The 17,627-nt window shown below is 66.3% G+C and carries 14 protein-coding genes; 6 read left to right on the top strand and 8 right to left on the bottom strand.

Translation table 11 applies throughout. The annotated features are described in order from the left end of the window. Positions 1-20 precede the first annotated feature (20 nt). Positions 21-1,214, bottom strand: a complete 1,194-nt coding sequence (gene ygfZ, locus HH308_RS24730; protein WP_170196934.1) for a CAF17-like 4Fe-4S cluster assembly/insertion protein YgfZ — start codon at positions 1,212-1,214, stop codon at positions 21-23. Positions 1,215-1,250: 36 nt separating this feature from the next. Between ygfZ and HH308_RS24725 the strand changes: the two genes are divergently transcribed. The 5 genes from HH308_RS24725 to cydC all read left to right on the top strand — a co-directional run bounded on the left by HH308_RS24725 (position 1,251) and on the right by cydC (position 8,440). Continuing rightward, positions 1,251-2,144 carry an aminodeoxychorismate lyase gene (locus HH308_RS24725; RefSeq protein WP_170196933.1) on the top strand — a complete coding sequence of 298 codons (894 nt, stop codon included), beginning with the start codon at positions 1,251-1,253 and terminating at the stop codon, positions 2,142-2,144. A gap of 332 nt (positions 2,145-2,476) precedes the next feature. After that, on the top strand, positions 2,477-4,042 hold the full coding sequence (locus HH308_RS24720; RefSeq protein ID WP_211188829.1) for a cytochrome ubiquinol oxidase subunit I: 1,566 nt from the start codon (positions 2,477-2,479) through the stop codon (positions 4,040-4,042). Between the two features lie 9 nt (positions 4,043-4,051). Continuing rightward, positions 4,052-5,086: a cytochrome d ubiquinol oxidase subunit II gene (gene cydB / locus HH308_RS24715; RefSeq protein ID WP_170196932.1), complete on the top strand. Its 1,035-nt coding sequence runs from the start codon at positions 4,052-4,054 to the stop codon at positions 5,084-5,086. Then, the gene (cydD, locus tag HH308_RS24710) at positions 5,083-6,765 is read left to right on the top strand and encodes a thiol reductant ABC exporter subunit CydD (protein WP_312870843.1); all 1,683 of its coding nucleotides are present in this window, start codon (positions 5,083-5,085) and stop codon (positions 6,763-6,765) included. Before cydB ends, cydD begins: the two co-directional genes overlap by 4 nt. Continuing rightward, positions 6,749-8,440, top strand: coding sequence for a thiol reductant ABC exporter subunit CydC (gene cydC / locus HH308_RS24705; protein WP_170196930.1), 1,692 nt, complete (start codon positions 6,749-6,751; stop codon positions 8,438-8,440). Before cydD ends, cydC begins: the two co-directional genes overlap by 17 nt. Before the next feature lie 513 nt (positions 8,441-8,953). On the opposite strand, the gene HH308_RS24700 is transcribed toward cydC, so the two are convergent. The 7 genes from HH308_RS24700 to HH308_RS24670 all read right to left on the bottom strand — a co-directional run bounded on the left by HH308_RS24700 (position 8,954) and on the right by HH308_RS24670 (position 16,765). Beyond that, positions 8,954-9,670, bottom strand: a complete 717-nt coding sequence (locus HH308_RS24700) for a maleylpyruvate isomerase family mycothiol-dependent enzyme (RefSeq protein WP_170196929.1) — start codon at positions 9,668-9,670, stop codon at positions 8,954-8,956. Next, positions 9,631-10,479: a fumarylacetoacetate hydrolase family protein gene (locus HH308_RS24695; protein WP_170196928.1), complete on the bottom strand. Its 849-nt coding sequence runs from the start codon at positions 10,477-10,479 to the stop codon at positions 9,631-9,633. The genes HH308_RS24700 and HH308_RS24695 overlap by 40 nt, the downstream gene beginning before the upstream one ends. A gap of 30 nt (positions 10,480-10,509) precedes the next feature. Continuing rightward, positions 10,510-11,640, bottom strand: coding sequence for a cupin domain-containing protein (locus tag HH308_RS24690; RefSeq protein ID WP_170196927.1), 1,131 nt, complete (start codon positions 11,638-11,640; stop codon positions 10,510-10,512). 183 nt (positions 11,641-11,823) lie between these two features. Further along, positions 11,824-13,080, bottom strand: a complete 1,257-nt coding sequence (locus tag HH308_RS24685; protein WP_170196926.1) for an aspartate aminotransferase family protein — start codon at positions 13,078-13,080, stop codon at positions 11,824-11,826. Then, the gene (locus tag HH308_RS24680; protein ID WP_170196925.1) at positions 13,077-13,997 is read right to left on the bottom strand and encodes a phosphotransferase; all 921 of its coding nucleotides are present in this window, start codon (positions 13,995-13,997) and stop codon (positions 13,077-13,079) included. The genes HH308_RS24685 and HH308_RS24680 overlap by 4 nt, the downstream gene beginning before the upstream one ends. A 779-nt stretch (positions 13,998-14,776) precedes the next feature. Continuing rightward, positions 14,777-15,424, bottom strand: a complete 648-nt coding sequence (locus HH308_RS24675; RefSeq protein ID WP_170196924.1) for a heme-binding beta-barrel domain-containing protein — start codon at positions 15,422-15,424, stop codon at positions 14,777-14,779. Positions 15,425-15,589: 165 nt separating this feature from the next. Beyond that, positions 15,590-16,765: a PucR family transcriptional regulator gene (locus HH308_RS24670; protein ID WP_170196923.1), complete on the bottom strand. Its 1,176-nt coding sequence runs from the start codon at positions 16,763-16,765 to the stop codon at positions 15,590-15,592. A 177-nt stretch (positions 16,766-16,942) separates the two neighbouring features. Here HH308_RS24670 and HH308_RS24665 point away from each other — a divergent pair, with 177 nt between their 5' ends. Beyond that, positions 16,943-17,608 (top strand): hypothetical protein, encoded by a 666-nt coding sequence (locus HH308_RS24665; RefSeq protein WP_170196922.1) that lies wholly within the window; start codon positions 16,943-16,945, stop codon positions 17,606-17,608. Positions 17,609-17,627: the final 19 nt, after the last annotated feature.

The raw sequence follows: 17,627 nt of genomic DNA, 5'->3' as shown, positions 1-17,627 counted from the left end.
CCATCGTCCCAGTCCGAGCGCTACCGAGCGGTATCGGATTGTGTGCCACGCAACTTCGCGACAGCCGCCCGGCCGGCCTGAATCCGGTCGTCGGCGGCTATCGAGTCGGGATCGATGCGGGCGGGGATCGTCACCGACGCATCCTCGGAACTGATCGCGAGGTCGGTATCGACGGGCACACCCCGCTTCACGAGAGCCAGCGCGATGGGGCCGAATTCGTAATGATCGACGACGGTGCCGACGCGACCGATCGAGCGCCCGCCGGCGAGGATCGGGTCGCCCGTGGCCGGACGGTGATCGTCGCTGCCGTCGAGGTGCAGCAGGACCAGCTGTCGAGGGGACTTGCCCAGATTGTGGACCCGCGCGACGGTCTCCTGGCCGCGGTAGCAGCCCTTGTTCACATGCACCGCGCCGTGCTCGTCGGGTCCGCCGATCCAGTTGACCTCGTGCGGGATGGTCCGCTCGTCGGTGTCGACGTCGATGCGGGGGCGTACCGCCGCGGCCCGCAACGCCTCGTAGGTCCACGTACCCGACATCGTGGCTCCGGCGTCGACGACGGCCTTCCACCAGGACGCGGCGTCGGACCGCGGAATCACGAGGTCGACGACGGGCAATGTGCGACCCTCGCCGATCGGCGGCATCAGCCGCCAGAACCCCGACGGCTCTTGGTCATGATGCAGTTCGGGAAGGTCGCCCGCGTCGTAGACCTCGGCGTCGGCGGGGATCTCCAGCAGCTCGGCCACGGTGCCGGAGCGGACGTCGGGTCCGATCACCGTCAGCACGGTCATATCGGGGCGGTCGACCGGCGTGACCTTGGCCCAGAACACCATTTTCGTGAGGAAGTCGAGCAGGCCCGGACCGTGCGGCCCCTCGGTGTCGATCCACGTGACGCCGTCGACGTCGGTGAGGACGAAATGTTCTTCGACGTGACCGCGCAGGTCGAGGGACAGGTTCTCGGCGCTGCGCCGGTCGGCGAGGTCGGCGACGAACTGACTGGAGATGGTGTGCAGCCAGGACATTCGTTCGTCGCCGTCGAGTTCGAGGACCGCGCGGTCGGCGCGGTCGATGATCGCCGACGTCGTCGTCGCCGCTCGTTGCTCACCGAACGGGTCACCGAAATGCCAGGCGACCGAGGTGCCTTCGGTGGCATCGGACCGAGGTGCTGCGACGGCACCCGCGGAGGAGAAACTGGTCAGAATCGGCGACGCGCTCACAGGCAGATCCTACCCGCGCAATTAAGGTGTTGAGCCATGGCAGATCTGATCTTGGTCACCGTCGCCGACGGTCCCACCGACGCGAGCGCGCCCCTTCTGTACGCCGACGACCTCGCCGCCGTTCGCGGCGACGGCATCTTTGAAACCCTGCTCGTCCGCGGCGGGCGCGCATGCGGCGTCGGGCGGCACCTGGATCGGCTCGCGCGCAGCGCCGCCATCGTCGACCTGCCGGTTCCCGACCGTGACGCGTTCGCCACCGCCGTCGACACGGCCGCCGGGCTGTGGACGCAACGACATGGCGTCGACGTCGAGGGACTGCTGAGGATCGTGTATTCCCGGGGGCGCGAATCGGATCCGGCGTCGGCACAGCGGCCCGGTGCGGCGACCGCCTACGTCACCGTCGGTGCGGTGCCGGCTCGTGCGGCCGCGGCTCGCACCGAGGGCGTCGCGGCGATCACGCTGGACCGCGGCTATTCGGTGGATCTCGCGCCCGCCGCGCCGTGGGCGCTGCTCGGCGCGAAGACACTCAGCTACGCGGAGAACATGGCCGCGCTACGGCACGCGGCGCGGCTCGGCTACGACGACGTGATCTATCTCAGCAGCGAGGGCATAGTGCTCGAGGGGCCGCGCTCGACCGTCGTCGCGGTCGTCGGAAAGACGCTGGTGACGCCGCCGACCGACACCGGGATCCTGCCCGGAACCACCCAGCAGGCGCTCTTCGACTACGCGCAGGCCAACGGGTGGGAGGTCACGACCGAGCGGATGCGGACCGAGGACCTCATCGCGGCGGACTCGGTGTGGATGGTCTCGAGTGTGACGCTGGCTGCGCGGATACGTCGAATCAACTCCTACGACTTCGACGTCGAGCATCCGGGCATCGACTCGATCGATCTCGGCAAGTTGGTCGACGAGGCGATCGCGGCCGACTGACACGGGGGTGTGCAGTGTCACGCCGCGGATTCAACACGATGCGTCCGCGTCGGCGCGCCGTGCTGCGGTGATGGCCCGCGAACTGCGGAAAGAGGTCGACGGCGCGGCGTGGGATTTCGGTTTTCCGACGCGGCGCGGGTGCGATGTGCGGGACAATTCATCCCACGGACGCTCGTAGGAGGACAGAAGTCCCTTGTTGGAGGCCGCGGGCGGGCGTAGCGTAGGTGACACTTCTACTACGTTCAGTAGTAGATGCGTGGATAGTCAACAGCTCGACTCACACTGCTCGCGATGGGATGCCCGAAGTGGACACCGTGTCAATGAATCTGGCCCTGGACGTCGTGGATGTCTCGCGATGGCAGTTCGGCATCACAACCGTCTATCACTTCATTCTGGTCCCGCTGACCATCGGACTCGCGCCGATGATCGCGGTGATGCAGACGGTCTGGTACGTGACCGGCAACGAGCAGTGGCTGCGCGCGACCAAGTTCTTCGGCAAGTTGTTCCTGATCAACTTCGCGCTCGGCGTCGCGACCGGCATCGTGCAGGAATTCCAGTTCGGGATGAACTGGAGTGAGTACAGCCGGTTCGTCGCCGACGTCTTCGGCGCGCCGCTGGCGTTGGAGGGGCTGGTGGCGTTCTTCCTGGAGTCGACCTTCATCGGGTTGTGGATCTTCGGTTGGGATCGGCTGCCCAAACGCCTGCATCTGGCGGCGATCTGGCTCGTCGCCATCGGCGTGAACGCATCCGCGTACTTCATCGTCGCGGCCAATTCGTGGATGCAGCATCCGGTCGGCGTGCACTGGGATCCGGTCCGTGGGCGCCCGGCGATGGACGACTTCTGGGCGGTCATCACCAACAACACGACGCTCGCGGCGTTCCCCCACGTGATCGCGGGCGCACTGCTCACCGCGTCGACCTTCGTCGCAGGCATCGGCTGCTGGTGGATGGCGCGAAACATGTGGCGTGCCAAGCGATTGGAGGACGCGGCCGACGCTGCGATCGACGCCGAACCGGTCCCCGACGCCGTGTCGCCGAGTCACGTCGACGCGACGCCTGAGCAGTTGCGCGACGATGCGCACACCCTGTGGCGTCCGGTGGCCCGATTCGGGTTGTGGCTCACCGTTGTCGCGGGGGTGGCGCTGTTCATCACCGGCGACTTCCAGGCGCAGATCATGTTCAAGCAGCAGCCGATGAAGATGGCGGCGGCGGAGTCGTTGTGCGAGAGCGAAACCGGGGCGGGCTTCTCGGTGCTGTCCATCGGCCGCCAGAACAACTGCGACAACATCGACCACGTCATCACCGCGCCCGGCATGCTGTCGTTCCTGGCCGATCACCGCTTCGACACCCGACTGCAGGGCGTCAAAGAACTGCAGGCGCAGTACGCGAAGGAATTCAACAAGCCGGAGCAGAACTTCGCGCCCAACCTGTTCGTCACGTACTGGAGTTTCCGCGCGATGATCACCTGGGCCGTCGGTTCGGCGCTGCTGGCCTTCGCCGGGCTGTGGTTCACCAGACGTAAACAAGTCATCTCCTCACGACGATTCGGGCTGTTCGCGCTGTGGATGCTCCCCGCGCCGTTCCTGGCGAACAGTTCCGGCTGGATCTTCACCGAGATGGGCCGCCAGCCGTGGGTCGTCGCACCCAACTGGGTGGACAACCTCGATCCGCTGCGGATCAGCATGTTCGTCCACAACGGCGTCTCGCGCCACACCGCCGGCACGGTCTGGGTGTCGCTGATCACGCTCACGTTGCTCTACGGCATCCTCGGACTCATCTGGTTCGGCCTGCAGCGCCGCTACGTCATCGAGGGGCCCAGCGCCCGCTCCGACGTCGCGTCGTCCAGCGGCGACGACGCCGATACCGATGCCCCCGAACAACTCTCGTTCGCCTACTAGGAGTCAGACATGGGATTGCCAGAGTTCTGGTTCGTCGTCATCGCGGTGCTGTTCGGCGGCTACTTCGTCTTGGAAGGGTTCGATTTCGGCGTCGGCATGCTGATGCCGTTCATCGGCCGGGGACACGAGTCGGGCGACACCCGGCGTCGGGTGCTGCTCAACACCATCGGCCCGGTGTGGGACGCCAACGAAGTGTGGCTGCTGACCGCCGGCGGAGCGATGTTCGCTGCGTTCGGCGGTTGGTACGCAACGCTGTTCAGCGCCATGTACTTTCCGCTGCTGCTGATCCTGGTGGGTCTGATCGTGCGGGTGGTCTCCATCGAATGGCGCGGCAAGATCAACGATCCGCGCTGGCGCATGTGGTGCGACGTCGGGATCGGTCTGGGGTCATGGATTCCCGCGCTGCTGTGGGGTGTCGCCTTCGCCAACGTGGTGCGCGGTCTGCCGATCGACGCCGAGCACCAGTTCACCGGCTCGTTCTTCACACTGCTCAATCCCTATGCGCTGCTCGGTGGTCTGACCACGCTGCTGGTCTTCGCGACGCACGGAGCGGTGTTTCTGGCACTGAAGACGACCGGCGTGATCCGCGACGACGCCGCCCGCTACGCGGTGCGGCTGTCTATGGCGATGCTCGTCGTCGCCGGGGTGTTCCTGCTCTGGACGCAGCTTGCCTACGGCAAGGATTGGACGTGGGGTCCGGTGGTGATCGCGGCACTGGCCGCCGTCGGCGCGGTGGCGGCGACGCTGCGTCGTGCCGAAGGGCTGGCGTTCGCGGCGACGACCATCGCGATCATCGGCACCGTGATCACCCTGTTCGGGTCGCTGTACCCGAATGTGTTGCCGTCCACCACGAATCCCGCCTACAACCTGACCGTCGAGAACACGTCGTCGAGTCACTACACGCTGACCATCATGACCTGGGCCGCATGCTTCATCACGCCGGTCGTGATCGCCTACCAGGGTTGGTCGTATTGGGTGTTCCGCCAACGTATTTCGATCGAGCAGATCCCGCCGTCGATCGGGCTGCCGTCGCTGCGCGCGTGACCCGCGCGGCAACGCGGCGACCGCCGCTGGATCCCCGGCTGCTGCGCAGCTCGCCGGCAGCCCGACGATATGTCGCGGCGACGGTGTTGTTCGCGGTCGCGACGGCCACGTGCGTCGTCGTCATCGCGGGCGCCACCGCGTCGATCCTGTCCGAACTCATCGTCGACGCCGGCGCGCGCTCGCTCGAGGCGCAGCGCACCCAGCTGATCGTGTTGGTCATCGCCGTGGCGGTGCGGACCGCGGTTCACTATGTGCGCGAACGATATTCGCAGCGTGCCGCGGATCTGGTGATCGCGGATCTCCGACGCCAGGCGGTCGACACGTTGAGCGATCCGCGGCGCACCCCACCGCGACGACTGCTCGCCGTGCGCGACCATGCGGCGACCGTCGTACTCCGCGGGCTCGACGACCTTGCGCCCTATCTGTCCGGATATGTTCCGGCACTGGTGCTTTCGGTCGTCGTCACACCGGCGATGATCGTGGTGATGGCGGTCGTCGACGTGCCGTCGGCGGTGATCGTCATCATCACAATGCCACTGATTCCGTTGTTCATGGTGCTGATCGGACTCATGACGCGTGACCGAACCGCGGCGAAACTCACTGCGACGAGCCGCCTCTCGAGCCAGCTGATGGACCTGGTCGCCGGAATTCCGACACTGCGTGCGCTGCACCGGGTGCATCGCCCCGCCAAGCAGGTCGAGCAACTGGGGCAGCGGTGGCGGCGTTCGACGATGGCGACGCTGCGGGTCGCCTTCCTCTCCGGCGCGGTCCTCGAGCTGCTGGCGACGCTGTGCGTGGCCTTGGTCGCGGTGAGCATCGGCGTCCGGCTGGTCTACGGCGAAATGTCGTTGTTCGCAGGTGTTTTCGCGCTGATTCTGGCGCCCGAGGCGTACCTCCCACTGCGCCAGGTGGGCGCACAGTTTCACAATTCGGCAGACGGACTGGCCGCGGCCGACGACGTCTTCGAACTGATCGGCGACGACCGGCCGAAGTCTGCGCCGGGACACCGGGTTGCGCTTCGTGACGCGGCCATCGAGTTCGACGACCTTTCCGTCGACGGCCGAGACGGCATGGCGCCCAATGGATTATCGGTGTCGATTCCACCGGGAACACTGTCGGTGTGGCGTGGACCGAACGGCGCGGGCAAGTCGACGGCACTGGCCGTCCTGCTCGGACTGATCGGCGACTATTCCGGGCACGTGCGCGTCGGCGGCGTGTCGCTGCGTGACGTCGACGTCGAGGACCTGCGCTCCCAACTCGCCTGGCTGCCACAACATCCGGCCATTGCGCCCGCCACCGTCGCGGAGAATCTGGCCCTGTTCGCCGAGGTGACCCCCGATGGCCTCGACGCGGCCATGACCGCTACCGGTTTCGGCGCGGTCGTCGAGTCGCTGGCGGCCGGTCTGCAGACGCGGCTGGGTGCCGGCGGCGTGGGACTGTCGGCGGGACAACGCCAACGGCTCGGTTTGACGCGCGCCTTGGCGGCGTCGGCGCCGCTGCTCCTGCTCGACGAACCGACCGCCCATCTCGACGACGAGGCGTCGAATGCGGTGATCGACGCCGTGCGCGCCCGAGTCGCCCGCGGGTGCACCGCCATTGTGATCAGTCACCGCGAATCATGGTGGGCGGCGGCCGATCACGTCGTCGACGTCGGAGGTGCGCATGTCGCGGCCCGATGACCGATCGTTGCGGCGGATCCTCGGTTACCTCGGCGTGCGGCCGAGGCCGGTCCTGGCAGCACTCCTGCTGGGTATCGGCGGTGCGCTGAGCGCGCTGGGACTCGCGGCACTGAGCGCATGGCTCATCACGCGTGCCTGGCAGATGCCGCCGATCCTCTACCTCTCGGTCGCGATCACAGCCGTTCGGGCACTGGGTATTTCGCGCGGTCTATTTCGCTACCTCGAACGGCTCGCCACCCACGATCTCGCGCTGCGGGCGATGGCGTCGGCGCGCTCGCGCATCTTCGTCGCGTTGGCGGCGGGCAACCCGTCGTACTCGGTGCTGCTCGGGCGCGGCGACCTGTTGACCCGCACCGGCGCCGACCTCGACGACATCGGCAACGCATTGATCCGCGGAGTGATCCCGATCGGCATCGCGGCGGTGACCAACGTTGCGGCAGTGGTGATCATGGCCTTCGTGTCAGTTCCGGCCGCCGGGGTGCTGGCCGTCGCACTATTGATCAGCAGCGTCGCGGCGCCGACCCTCGCGGCGCGCGGTGCCGCCGACGTCGTCGAGTGCAGTGCGCGGGCGCGGGCGGATCTCGCCGAATCGGTAACACTCGCACTATGGCACGCCGACGAATTGGCGGTGGCCCGACGTCGGGGCACGGTGCTCGCCGGCATCGACGAAACGCAGCGGTTGGCGGTGGACGCGGCCGACCGGGGACAACGACTGCAGTCGTGGGGAAGTGCGGCAACGCCGCTGGCACTCGGGGTTTCGCTGGTGGCGGCGTGCCTGATCGGCATCGGCCTCGCGGGCGATCCCGGAGTGAGCCCGATGACTCTCGGCGTACTGATCCTGCTGCCGCTGTCCGCATTCGAGGCGACGGCACCGCTGACCGAGGCAGGTCTGCAACTCGAGCGCAGTCGGCAGGCCGCGCGTCGGATTCTGACGCTGATCGACGACGCCGGGTCGGCAGAGCTGACCGCCGCGGAGATCGACGAGTTCGCGGTCGCCGACGACGTCACGGTCGACGACCGGGTCACCGGTCTCGACTGCCGCGGATTGCGATGGGGCTGGCCCACGTCGGAGAGTGCATCGACGCTGACGATGACCCTGTCACCCGGTCAACGAGTCGCCGTCGTCGGGGCGAGCGGCGTCGGCAAGACGGCGCTGTTGCTGACGATGGCGGGTCTGCTGGAGCCGCGGTCCGGTGCGGTGACCACCTCGCTCGGTACCGATCTCGGGGCGTCGACGTGCTACTTCGCCGACGATGCGCACGTGTTCACGACCTCGGTCGCAGAGAATCTGCGCGTCGCGCGCGGTGACGCGACCGACGAGGAGATCGTCGATGCTCTGGGTGCGGTGGGTCTCGGCGGCTGGGTCGACGGCCTGCCCGACGGCGTCGGCACCGTGCTGGCCGGCGGGACGGCGGCACTCAGTGGCGGGCAACGTCGGCGACTGCTGCTGGCCCGCGCGCTGCTGCATCGAGCACCGGTCGTCCTGCTCGACGAACCGACCGAGCACCTCGACCCCGACGACGCCGACGACGTGTTGCGCGACATCTTCGGGCGGCGCGAGTTGTTCGGACCGCAGCGCAGCGTCGTCGTGGTCACCCACCGGCTGCCGCCCGACCACGGTGCCGATCGAGTCATCACTCTCGCCGAAAACGGTGCGATCGGAGACGTTCGATAAATCCGTTGCGGGCCGTCGCGGTGCGGCGTAGGTTCGTCGGTACACAAGGAAGGAGGTGGTCTGAAGTTGTATGACTTAGCGACACGTGAGGTGGTCATCCGCTAGAACGGTCCAAGCTGCAATTCGTTGCGCGCACAGTCGCTTTAGCGAATTCCAGGTGACCACCCGACCCCCGTACCGCGGCCCCGTCAGGCCGCCTTCGGCTCCCCGTTTCGGGAGTGGTGCGGGGGTCGTCTCGTGTTCGACGTCTTGTTCTTTCGTTTGGTGTGGGTACTTTTCGGCGGCCGTCGTGCGCGGCTCGGGGACTCGAAAATGGGCAGAACGGGGACCCCCGCGCGTCTTGCACTTCGCTAGCGCTTCGTTTCAGCCGCGCGCCCCGATCCCATTTTTCGATTCCCCGAGCCGCGTACGAAGGGCGCCTTTGTCGTACGTGGTCGGCACGAGGCTGGTGTTGGGTGTGTGTGCGGTGGTTGCGTTGGTGAGTTGGGTCCGGGTCGTGCAGTGGATAGCCTGTTACAGCCATGCTCCCAGCGTCGGTGCCTGTGCCAGCTCCGTGCGTCCGGTCAGGTAGGCCGCCAGATCCGGCAGGAACGCCTTCACGTCTACGGCTCCGTCGCCGAGCGTCCACGACTGTTCGCCCGCCGACAGCGTGATGCCCGGTCGGGACTCCTGCGCGCCGCGCTTGGCCACGACGTCGTCGATCAATGCCCTCAAGAAGTCGTCGGGCAGGTCGGCGAACGTGAAACCCGTGCCCATGTCGACCGCGTGGATGCAGACCTCGCGGGCGCGCATCCACGGAATGTCGGTGGCCGGGACGGTGCGGCCCTGCGCCGTGACCACCGGCGACTGCCACTGGTCGGGAGTCAGCGCAGCCATCGCCTCGAACAGGGCGGCGCTCGACGCGGTGAACCACCCGACGATGTCGGCGACCGGCCGCTGGGATCCGAGCGCGATGTCGGCGTTGCGTTGCTCAGGCGAGGAGTACATCGGAGTGGCTTCACCCGTCGCGGCCCAGCGGACCAGGTTGCCCAGCGCGTCGGCGTTCGCGGCGAGATGAGCACCGAGATGTCTATGCGTCCACCCCGGCAGGGCACAGTCGGCGTCCCAGTCGGTGACACCGAAAATTCCTGTGCCACTGACTATCTCGTCGAGGGCCGACGTCCCGAGTCTCGCCCAGCGCAGCGAATCGGTCAGCGTTCGCACGCCTGCTCCACCACGGTGTTCCGACATTCCCCAAGACTATCGATCGACGCGACCACCTCTTGGCCGGGCTGGAGGTAGATCTTCGGATCGCGGGCGTGGCCGACACCGGCCGAGGTGCCGGTGGCGATCAGGTCACCGGGACGCAGCGGGAGGATCGTCGAGATGTATTGCACCAGGTGGACCGGATCGAAGAGCAGGTCCGCGGTGTTGTCGGACTGCATTGTCTGCCCATCGACGACGGTGCTGACCGCGAGTTCGGGGCGCACGCCACCCGGCAGCTCGTCGGGAGTCACCAGGTAGGGGCCGACGGGTGTCGAGTCGCCCCAGATCTTGCCCTGCGTCCACTCGATGGTGCGAAACTGCCAGTCGCGCACCGAGATATCGTTCATCACGGTGAATCCCGCGATGGCCGCGGCGGCCGATTCCTCGTCGGCGCGACGGACGGTCTGCCCGATGACGATGGTGAGCTCGACCTCCCAGTCCAGCGCGTCGGTCTCCTTCGGCTTTTCGATCGTATCGTTCGCGCCGATCAGACAGTCGGCGAACTTGGTGAACAGCGTTGGGTAGGAGGGCATCTCGCGGCCCATCTCCCGGATGTGGTTGCGGTAGTTGTGTCCGACGCAGACGACCTTCGACGGCGCGGGCACGACTGGCGCGAAGTCCACCGCCGCGGCGTCGAACTTCTCACCGTCGGCCTGCTCGACGACGGCACGCCAATCAGGTTGAGCGAGAAGCGTTCCGACGTCGGAGACGCCGAGATCGACCAGACTGCCCGACGCGGCGTCGAGGCTGACCGCGCGGGTACCGGCGGCGGTGCGGATGGTGGCGAGTTTCATTGGATGTCCCTAGGTGGAGGTCGGTGGCCGTCAGGCCTTGCGGTGCAGGCGAAGTGCTTCGAAGACGGGGGCGTCGGAGAAGGTGAACAGGTCGAGCGCGCCGGAGTCGGAATCGTCGGCGGAGGCTTCGGAACGCACCGACAGCGTCGACCAGGACGGCACCACGAAGAGATCGCCGCGAGTGACGCTCCAGGTGTGGTCGTCGACGGTGACGACTCCCGAACCGTCGAAGACCTGATAGACCGACGAACCGGTCTGCCGAGTCGGCTCGGTCTCGGTGCCGCGGACGACGCGATGCATTTCTGCGCGCATCGTCGGCAGAACGTCGGAGCCGTCGCGAGGGTCGGTGAAGCGGACCGCGGCGTGGCCGGGTTCGATTGTGCCGGAAGCGAATCCCTCGGCGTAGAGGTCGAGTTGGTCGGTCAGGGCGCGGTCGGTGTGCTCCCAGCGGTAGGCGAGCAGCGGGCTGCCGGGCGCCGACGACGTCGCGCCGATCGGGCGCAGACCGGGGTGACCCCAGAGTCGTTCGGAGCGTGAGCGCTCCGGCGTCGTGCGCTCACCCTCGGAAAGTGCGTCGCGGCCGAACTCGAAGAACTGCGCGTTGAGCTGATACTGCAGGGGGATGTCGAGGCCGTCGATCCACGCCATCGGCTCGCGGGTCGCATTGTGGTGGGCGTGCAGATTCCAGCCGGCCTGCGGCAGGAAGTCGCCGCGGCGCATCGCTACCGGATCGCCGCCGACGACCGTCCACACGCCTTCGCCCTCGACGACGAATCGGAACGCGTGCTGCGTGTGGCGATGCTCGGGTGCATCCTCGCCGGGCATCAAGTACTGGATCGCGGCCCACAGCGTCGGAGTGACGAACGGACGGCCGCCGAGGCCCGGGTTGGCCAGGGCGATCGCCCGCCGTTCGCCGCCGCGGCCGACCGGCACGATCTCACCGGCGCGAGAAGCCAACTCGCGCAAGTTCTTCCACCGCCACAAGTGGGGTAACGCCGTAGGGTGAGGATGGGCCGGCATCAGGTCGCCGATCTCGGTCCACAGCGGGACGAGGAGTTCGGACTCGAAGCCGCGGTAGAGCTCGGTCAATTCTGGAGTCACCACGGGTTGGCCCGGTGCGTCGACGGCGTGCAGCCGTACGGGGGTGTCGGTGTCGGTCATGTCTCAAGGATGTCCCGAACGTCGCAGAGAAGAACATGAGATTCTGTTGTGCAGAACTGATTGGGTGCGCCAGCACACCCGAAGGCCAAACCCGAACGATAAGGCCAAACCCGAACGGAAATTCCGTTCGGGTTGTGCCATTCCTGTGGGGGTTACACCGCCGACTTCATGTGAGTCACGCCGTCACCGAGATGCGAGTAGCTGTTCGGTGACGGTCAGGAAGCGATCGGCATCGTTCATCGAAAACGGCAACGGGGGCCGGATTTTCAACACCGAGTTGCCTTGTCCCGCAGATCCTATCAGCACCCGGGCGTCGCGATAGCCGTTGACCAGCCGATCGGCTTCTCCGCGGTCTGGTCGACCGTCGTCGTCGACGACGTCGACACCCAAGAACAGTCCGGCACCGCGTATCTCGCTGATTCGGGGAAGATCGCTGCTCATGCGTTGCAACTGACTTTTCAGGTACGCACCCACTCGCTGTGCGTTCCCGATCAGTTCCTCGTCTTCGATCACGTCGAGTACGGCGTCGGCCGCCGCGATCGCGACGGGATTTCCGGCAAAGGTGTTGAAATACCGGATCTGCGAACCGAACTGTTCGGCGAGATCGGGACGCAGCACCGTGGCTGCGATCGGCATTCCGTTCCCCATCGGCTTACCGAGAACCGCCATGTCGGGTACCACGTGGTGCCGATCGAATCCCCACATGTGCGCTCCGGTCCTGCCGAAGCCCGGTTGCACCTCGTCGGCGATATACAGTCCGCCAGCGGATCGCACTACTTCCGCTGCGCCGCACAGGAATCCGACTGGATCAGAAACCACGCCGTCGGATGAGAAGATCGAATCGGCGATGAAAGCCGCGACTCCGTGACCGTGCCGATTCAAGTCGTCGACGGCAGTCTGCACAGCGGCGGGAAAGGCGGACGCGACATCATCGAGGCGATGTGGCGATGGCACGACTCGTACATCGGCTCCAAGTGGCTGTCCAGTCCCGAGCGATGGTGAAATCGCCGCTACCGCAGCGGTTGTGCCGTGATAGGCGTTCTCGGTCACGATGATGCCGGTCCCCGCCCGACCATGCCGGGCGATCCGCACCGCGAGGTCGACGGCTTCGCTGCCCGAGCAGGTGAACATGATGTTCGACAGATCCGCGGGGAATGTCGCGAGGAGGCGCTCGGCATAGTCGACGATGTGGTCGCTCAGGTATCGAGTGTGCGTGTTGAGGAGGCCCGCCTGCCGATTCTGTGCGTCCACCACGCGCGGGTGGCAATGTCCCACCACCGGCACGTTGTTATAGGCATCGAGGTACTCGACCCCGTCGGCGTCGAACAAGCTGGTCCCGATGCCGCGGACGATATGCAGCGGCTCGCGGTAGAACAGTCGACTAGCGGGCCCGAGTGCGCGGGCGCGTCTGTACTGCAACGATTCCGGGTTCGACGTCATTCGGCTGCCAACCGTTCTTCGAGGTCTCGGGCGACGCCGTCACGATCCGCTGAGTTCAGGATCTCGAGCCGATGCCACGCCGCGCCGGTGTGCCGCAGCAGATAGTCTCGGTTGCCTGGAGACTGCTCGGCGTTCCACGACGCAATCGTGATCGCGGTGACCACCCGCGCGATCAGGAGCTCGTGCAGGAGACCGATCTCGTTGTCATTCAATGGAGTTCGCCGGTGGTATCCGACGAGCACGTCGGTCGCCGCACCCAGTACCGGGTCGCCGTCGAGCGCGCTCGGCGCACCGACGAAGTACGACGCCGCGACAGCGAGATCGACGACCCGCGGTGCGACCACGGCGTCTCCGAAGTCGATGAACTCGAACCGATCGCCGTCGACGAGGATGTTGTCGGGGTTGGCGTCGTTGTGGACGAGCTGCGACGGAAGCATCGCCAGGCGTGGCGCGACGTCGGCATCGAAGCGCTCGAACGCGCCGCTCAAGGTTCCGTCCGAGTCCAATTGCGGCAGGTCGTCAAGGAGTCGACAGGCGCGTTCGGGCTGCTGAAGATCCCACGCCAGGTCCTGACCGTAGTCCCCGGGATCAAGGTCGGCTAGCGCGGCGTCGAGGTCGGCGATGGCAGCGCCGAGGCGAAATAGATTCTGTGACTTCGCCATTCGAATCTTCACGCCGGGCGAGAATGATGTCATGCGAATCGCGCGGCCGTCGTCGAGGCGCGCATGCGGTTCGCCATCGACGGTCGTTATGAGCCGTGGTGCCGACACCGGACCGCCCGCGAGATGGGCGAGGATCTCGCTTTGAAACCGGGTAACCGTCCACGGCTCCGCACTGTGCACGATCTTCAGCATCCACGTGGAGTCCTCCGTGGCTACCCGAAAGTTGTCGTCGCGCTCGCCAGCGAGTGGTGACACCTCCGCGTCGACACCGTAATATTGACGGGCGATATCGCGGGCAACATCCGGGGCGAGGGGCACTGCGCGGCTCCAATCTTGTGGTTGCGACTAACGGTGACTAACGGTACTGAAGCCGAATAGCCGGCGAGTTGAGATCGCGCATTGATTGGCTTGGTCCGGACTCTGGTGTCGGCATATGCGCCGCTGCCCGAGCGGCCCTACACGCCGGCATCGACCGAAGTTCCACGCGGCCATACGATGCCCGCACACCGTTAGCTCCTTTGACCTGAAAAAGTCGTCATCTGGTGGTTGAGTCTCGGTTGAGCCTGGTTTCACCGACGGCGGGCACTCCATCTCCTGGTTGAGCCTGGTTTCACCGGTCGGGGCACTGCATCTGCTGGTTGAGCCGCGAGGAGCGCAAGCGCGCCGTACTGAGCGAGGCGATAGCCGAGTCGAAGTGACGAGCATGTCGAAACCCCTGTACCACAATGCATTTGATGGTCGAGCACGTGTCGAACTGTGATGGTATCGAACATCGAGGCATGTGCACCCGTCGGGTGCACATGCGTCACTTGCCGGGTGACGTCGCCGATATTGGCGCGCATCATCGAAAGTCGTTGTGGCTGAGAGGTTTCGACACGGCCTCGGCTAGCGCTACTTCGACTCGGTTAGCGCCTCGCTCAGCACGGCGCTCGTCCGGCTCAACCGGCAGCACGGCGCTCGGACCGGCTCAACCAGCGGACGGGGTGCCATCGGTGGATCAAGGTTGACAGATTTCCGCGGGTCAGCCCGACGTTCTACCCCGCGTAGCGCTTGAGCTTCGCGGACAGGCGCGGGGTCAGGTCGCCGTCGGCGTCGACGCGCTCTTCGACGTAGGCGAGGTCGCCGTCGGGCACCAGCCCGTAGAGGCGTTTCGCTCCGCCGGCGTGAGCGCCGGTCTCGGTGCGGATCACCACGTCGGTGGTCATGTTCCAGGAGGTCTGGTTGAGCGGGCGGCCGTAGAACAACTCGATCCAGCCCTCGGCATGGGCGAGGAGGAGTTCGATGTTGTCGTCTTCGCTGATCCGCCAGAAGCCGCTCTCGCGCAGGTCGGCGCGGTCGACGTTGCCGTCGGCGTCGAGCCGCCAGATGCGCGAGGACCAGTTCAGGTAGTTCTCGCCGGTATGGCTGACGATGATCTGCTGGCCGAACGGGTAATCGTTGCCGGTGATCGGGTCGTGGCCTTCGCCTTCGCCGACCCAGATGCCGACCAGCGGCAGCAAACCGAGCAGGCCCGGATGCAGATCGGCACCCAGGCGTAGGTTTGCGGTGTCGTGCGGGACCGGGAGGTCGCCCCACTTGGGCAGGTTTCGATCGCCCGTGTGCTTGGCTCGTTCCTCGGCTGCTTCGATGGCCTCGTTCCCGGAACGCAATCCTTCCGGGCGGCTATCGTCGCTCGACGTCACGATTCGTCTTTGACCAGGCGGTAGAGCGCGTACAGACCGAACCAGGTGATCATCACCGATGCGATCACCAACAAGATTTCAAAGAAAAGGACCACGGGTAGGAGTGTAACCGGGCAGACCCGCCCGGATGCAGCGTGGTGGCTCATTTCACTGGCACAGTCGTGCTCAGTCGAGGCCGAACCTGCGGGCCACCTCCAGAGCCACGCACATCTCGGCCACATGGCGTGGATTGGTGAAACTCTTGGCGATGTGTTTCTCCACCCGGTGGAGGCGATGGCGAACCGTGTTGGGGTGGCAATACAGGCGTGCCGCCGCGTCCGACGCCGAGCCCGCGCACTCGAACCACGCCTCAATGGTGTCGAGAAGCATGTCCCGCTCGTCGTCGGGCAGACCTGCGAAAACTCCGCTCGCAACCGCACGCATCGTCGGTGGATCGGTGCCCGCGGCGATGGCCAGCGGCGCGGCGTCGAACACGGTGACCCGCACCCCGCGCGGTGTGCCCGCACTCGCGATCCGGGCCAGCCGCAGCGCTTCACCGGTCTGGGCGAGATTGTCGTACACCCCGGAGACGCCGACGCTGGTGCGCGCCAGGCGTTCGAGGACGGTGATGAGCTGGGGGAGGCGGGAACGATTGCGCAGGTGCACCACGCCGACGTAGGCGTTGGGCATCAACTGCCACACCGACAGGATCGCGAGGTGCCCCAGTTCGTCGGCAACCGTCGGCATCGGCGACCGCCCGACGTCGGCGCACGACACGGCCACCACCACGTACGGTCCGGAGTTGGGCAGCCCGAGCGTATCGGCGATCTCCCACAGGGTGCGCCCGCCAACCAAGCTGCCGGTCAGCAGGCCGGCGATCAGCGCCGATCGGCGTTCGGACTCGACACGCACCAGCGACGCCTGCTCGCGCGAATAGGCGATAGCCATCGCGTCGGTGAAGGAATCCTGGGCGGCGACGACGCGAGCCGTCGCTTCCAGCAGCGTCTGGGCGCTGAGCTCGGGTCGATTGCGGCCACCGATGATGACCGGCTCCCACACGCTGCGAAAGCCGACCCGATAGGCGGTCATCACTTCGTGCAGTGGGACGGCCGCCCGCGCGCGGCGGACCCCGGTCTCACTGGCCGCGGTGGTGTCGGCGGTCTTGCCGCTGGCCAGCGCGGAGAAGACGAAGCGCAGATTCTCCGTGCAGCTGGTCAGCAGATCGTCGGCGCCGATCGAGGCCGTGTCGCGGTAGAACGGCACGGACTCGGAGATTGCGGCCGCAGCCTTCGCGCCGAGATCGCCCGCGGTCTCCACCAACGACGATCCGAGCCGCCGCAATTCTTGTTCCGAGTACGTCATCGAAAGTCAGCGTAAACCTTCACTTCGATGAAGTGATTGTTCTCGGTCACACTGCTGATGGCAGCTCGTTGTTCCGCAGAACACGCGTTTTCGAATCTCGTATCGCTCCAGATTCACTTTGGTTAAGTGAAGCGCGTCACAGCCCCGACGTTTCACCCAGCCTGAAGTTGAGGATCGATGTCCGACATATCTGCCCTCGGTACCGCTGACACGGCCGACTTTCTCGCCCGACTACGAACGCTGGCATCCGTGGATGCCGCAGCAGCACAAGATCAAGCCTGGCAGCTCATCGACAGCCTGCGCGTGCGCGCGGGCGGCGATGAGCGTGACGCCGCCATCGACAACCTCAATCAGCTCTTCGCGCTCGGCGCCACGCCGACCGCGCTCGACGGACCCACCGACGGGATGCTCGTCACGACCACGACGAACAGGGCGCTCGACGGCGCGGCCAAGGCGCTGACCGAGAATTGGATGCCGTGGCGGGGCAAGAGCTTCGACTCGGCGAACTCCGGCGGCGAGAACCGGATGACCGAATCGTCGGCCATCGTCGGCAAGCTGCTGTGGCCGCTGTACTCGATGCGCTCGGGTGACGACGGCAAGGCGGCGTTCACCTTCGACACCTTCACCGAGGGCGGCGTCGAAGACGCCGACGTTGCGGTGCTCGTCATCAACTACGCGTCGGTCAAGGAGAATCCGGCGCTGGTGATCCGCAGCATCCGCGACGAACTGGTGGAACTGGTGCCGGGGGCCTACCTCGGGAAGATCTTCTTCAAACTGCCCGGTCTGCCGGGCACCAAGGGCCGCTACGACCGTATCGGGTATTTCGCCCTCCGGACGCAATAGTTCTAGACAAGGGAAGAAC

The sequence above is a fragment of the Gordonia asplenii genome (genome assembly GCF_012933505.1).
GTDB classification, from domain to species: Bacteria; Actinomycetota; Actinomycetes; order Mycobacteriales; family Mycobacteriaceae; genus Gordonia; species Gordonia asplenii.
This window is presented reverse-complemented; position numbering and strand designations above follow the sequence as displayed.

Coding starts and splice junctions, on each gene's coding strand:
- HH308_RS24670 (WP_170196923.1), bottom strand. CDS start 16,765: ATGACGTACTCGGAACAAGAATTGCGGCGGCTCGGATCGTCGTTGGTG.
- HH308_RS24725 (WP_170196933.1), top strand. CDS start 1,251: ATGGCAGATCTGATCTTGGTCACCGTCGCCGACGGTCCCACCGACGCG.
- cydB (WP_170196932.1), top strand. CDS start 4,052: ATGGGATTGCCAGAGTTCTGGTTCGTCGTCATCGCGGTGCTGTTCGGC.
- HH308_RS24690 (WP_170196927.1), bottom strand. CDS start 11,640: ATGACCGACACCGACACCCCCGTACGGCTGCACGCCGTCGACGCACCG.
- HH308_RS24700 (WP_170196929.1), bottom strand. CDS start 9,670: ATGTCGGAACACCGTGGTGGAGCAGGCGTGCGAACGCTGACCGATTCG.
- cydC (WP_170196930.1), top strand. CDS start 6,749: ATGTCGCGGCCCGATGACCGATCGTTGCGGCGGATCCTCGGTTACCTC.
- HH308_RS24695 (WP_170196928.1), bottom strand. CDS start 10,479: ATGAAACTCGCCACCATCCGCACCGCCGCCGGTACCCGCGCGGTCAGC.
- HH308_RS24665 (WP_170196922.1), top strand. CDS start 16,943: ATGTCCGACATATCTGCCCTCGGTACCGCTGACACGGCCGACTTTCTC.
- HH308_RS24685 (WP_170196926.1), bottom strand. CDS start 13,080: ATGACGTCGAACCCGGAATCGTTGCAGTACAGACGCGCCCGCGCACTC.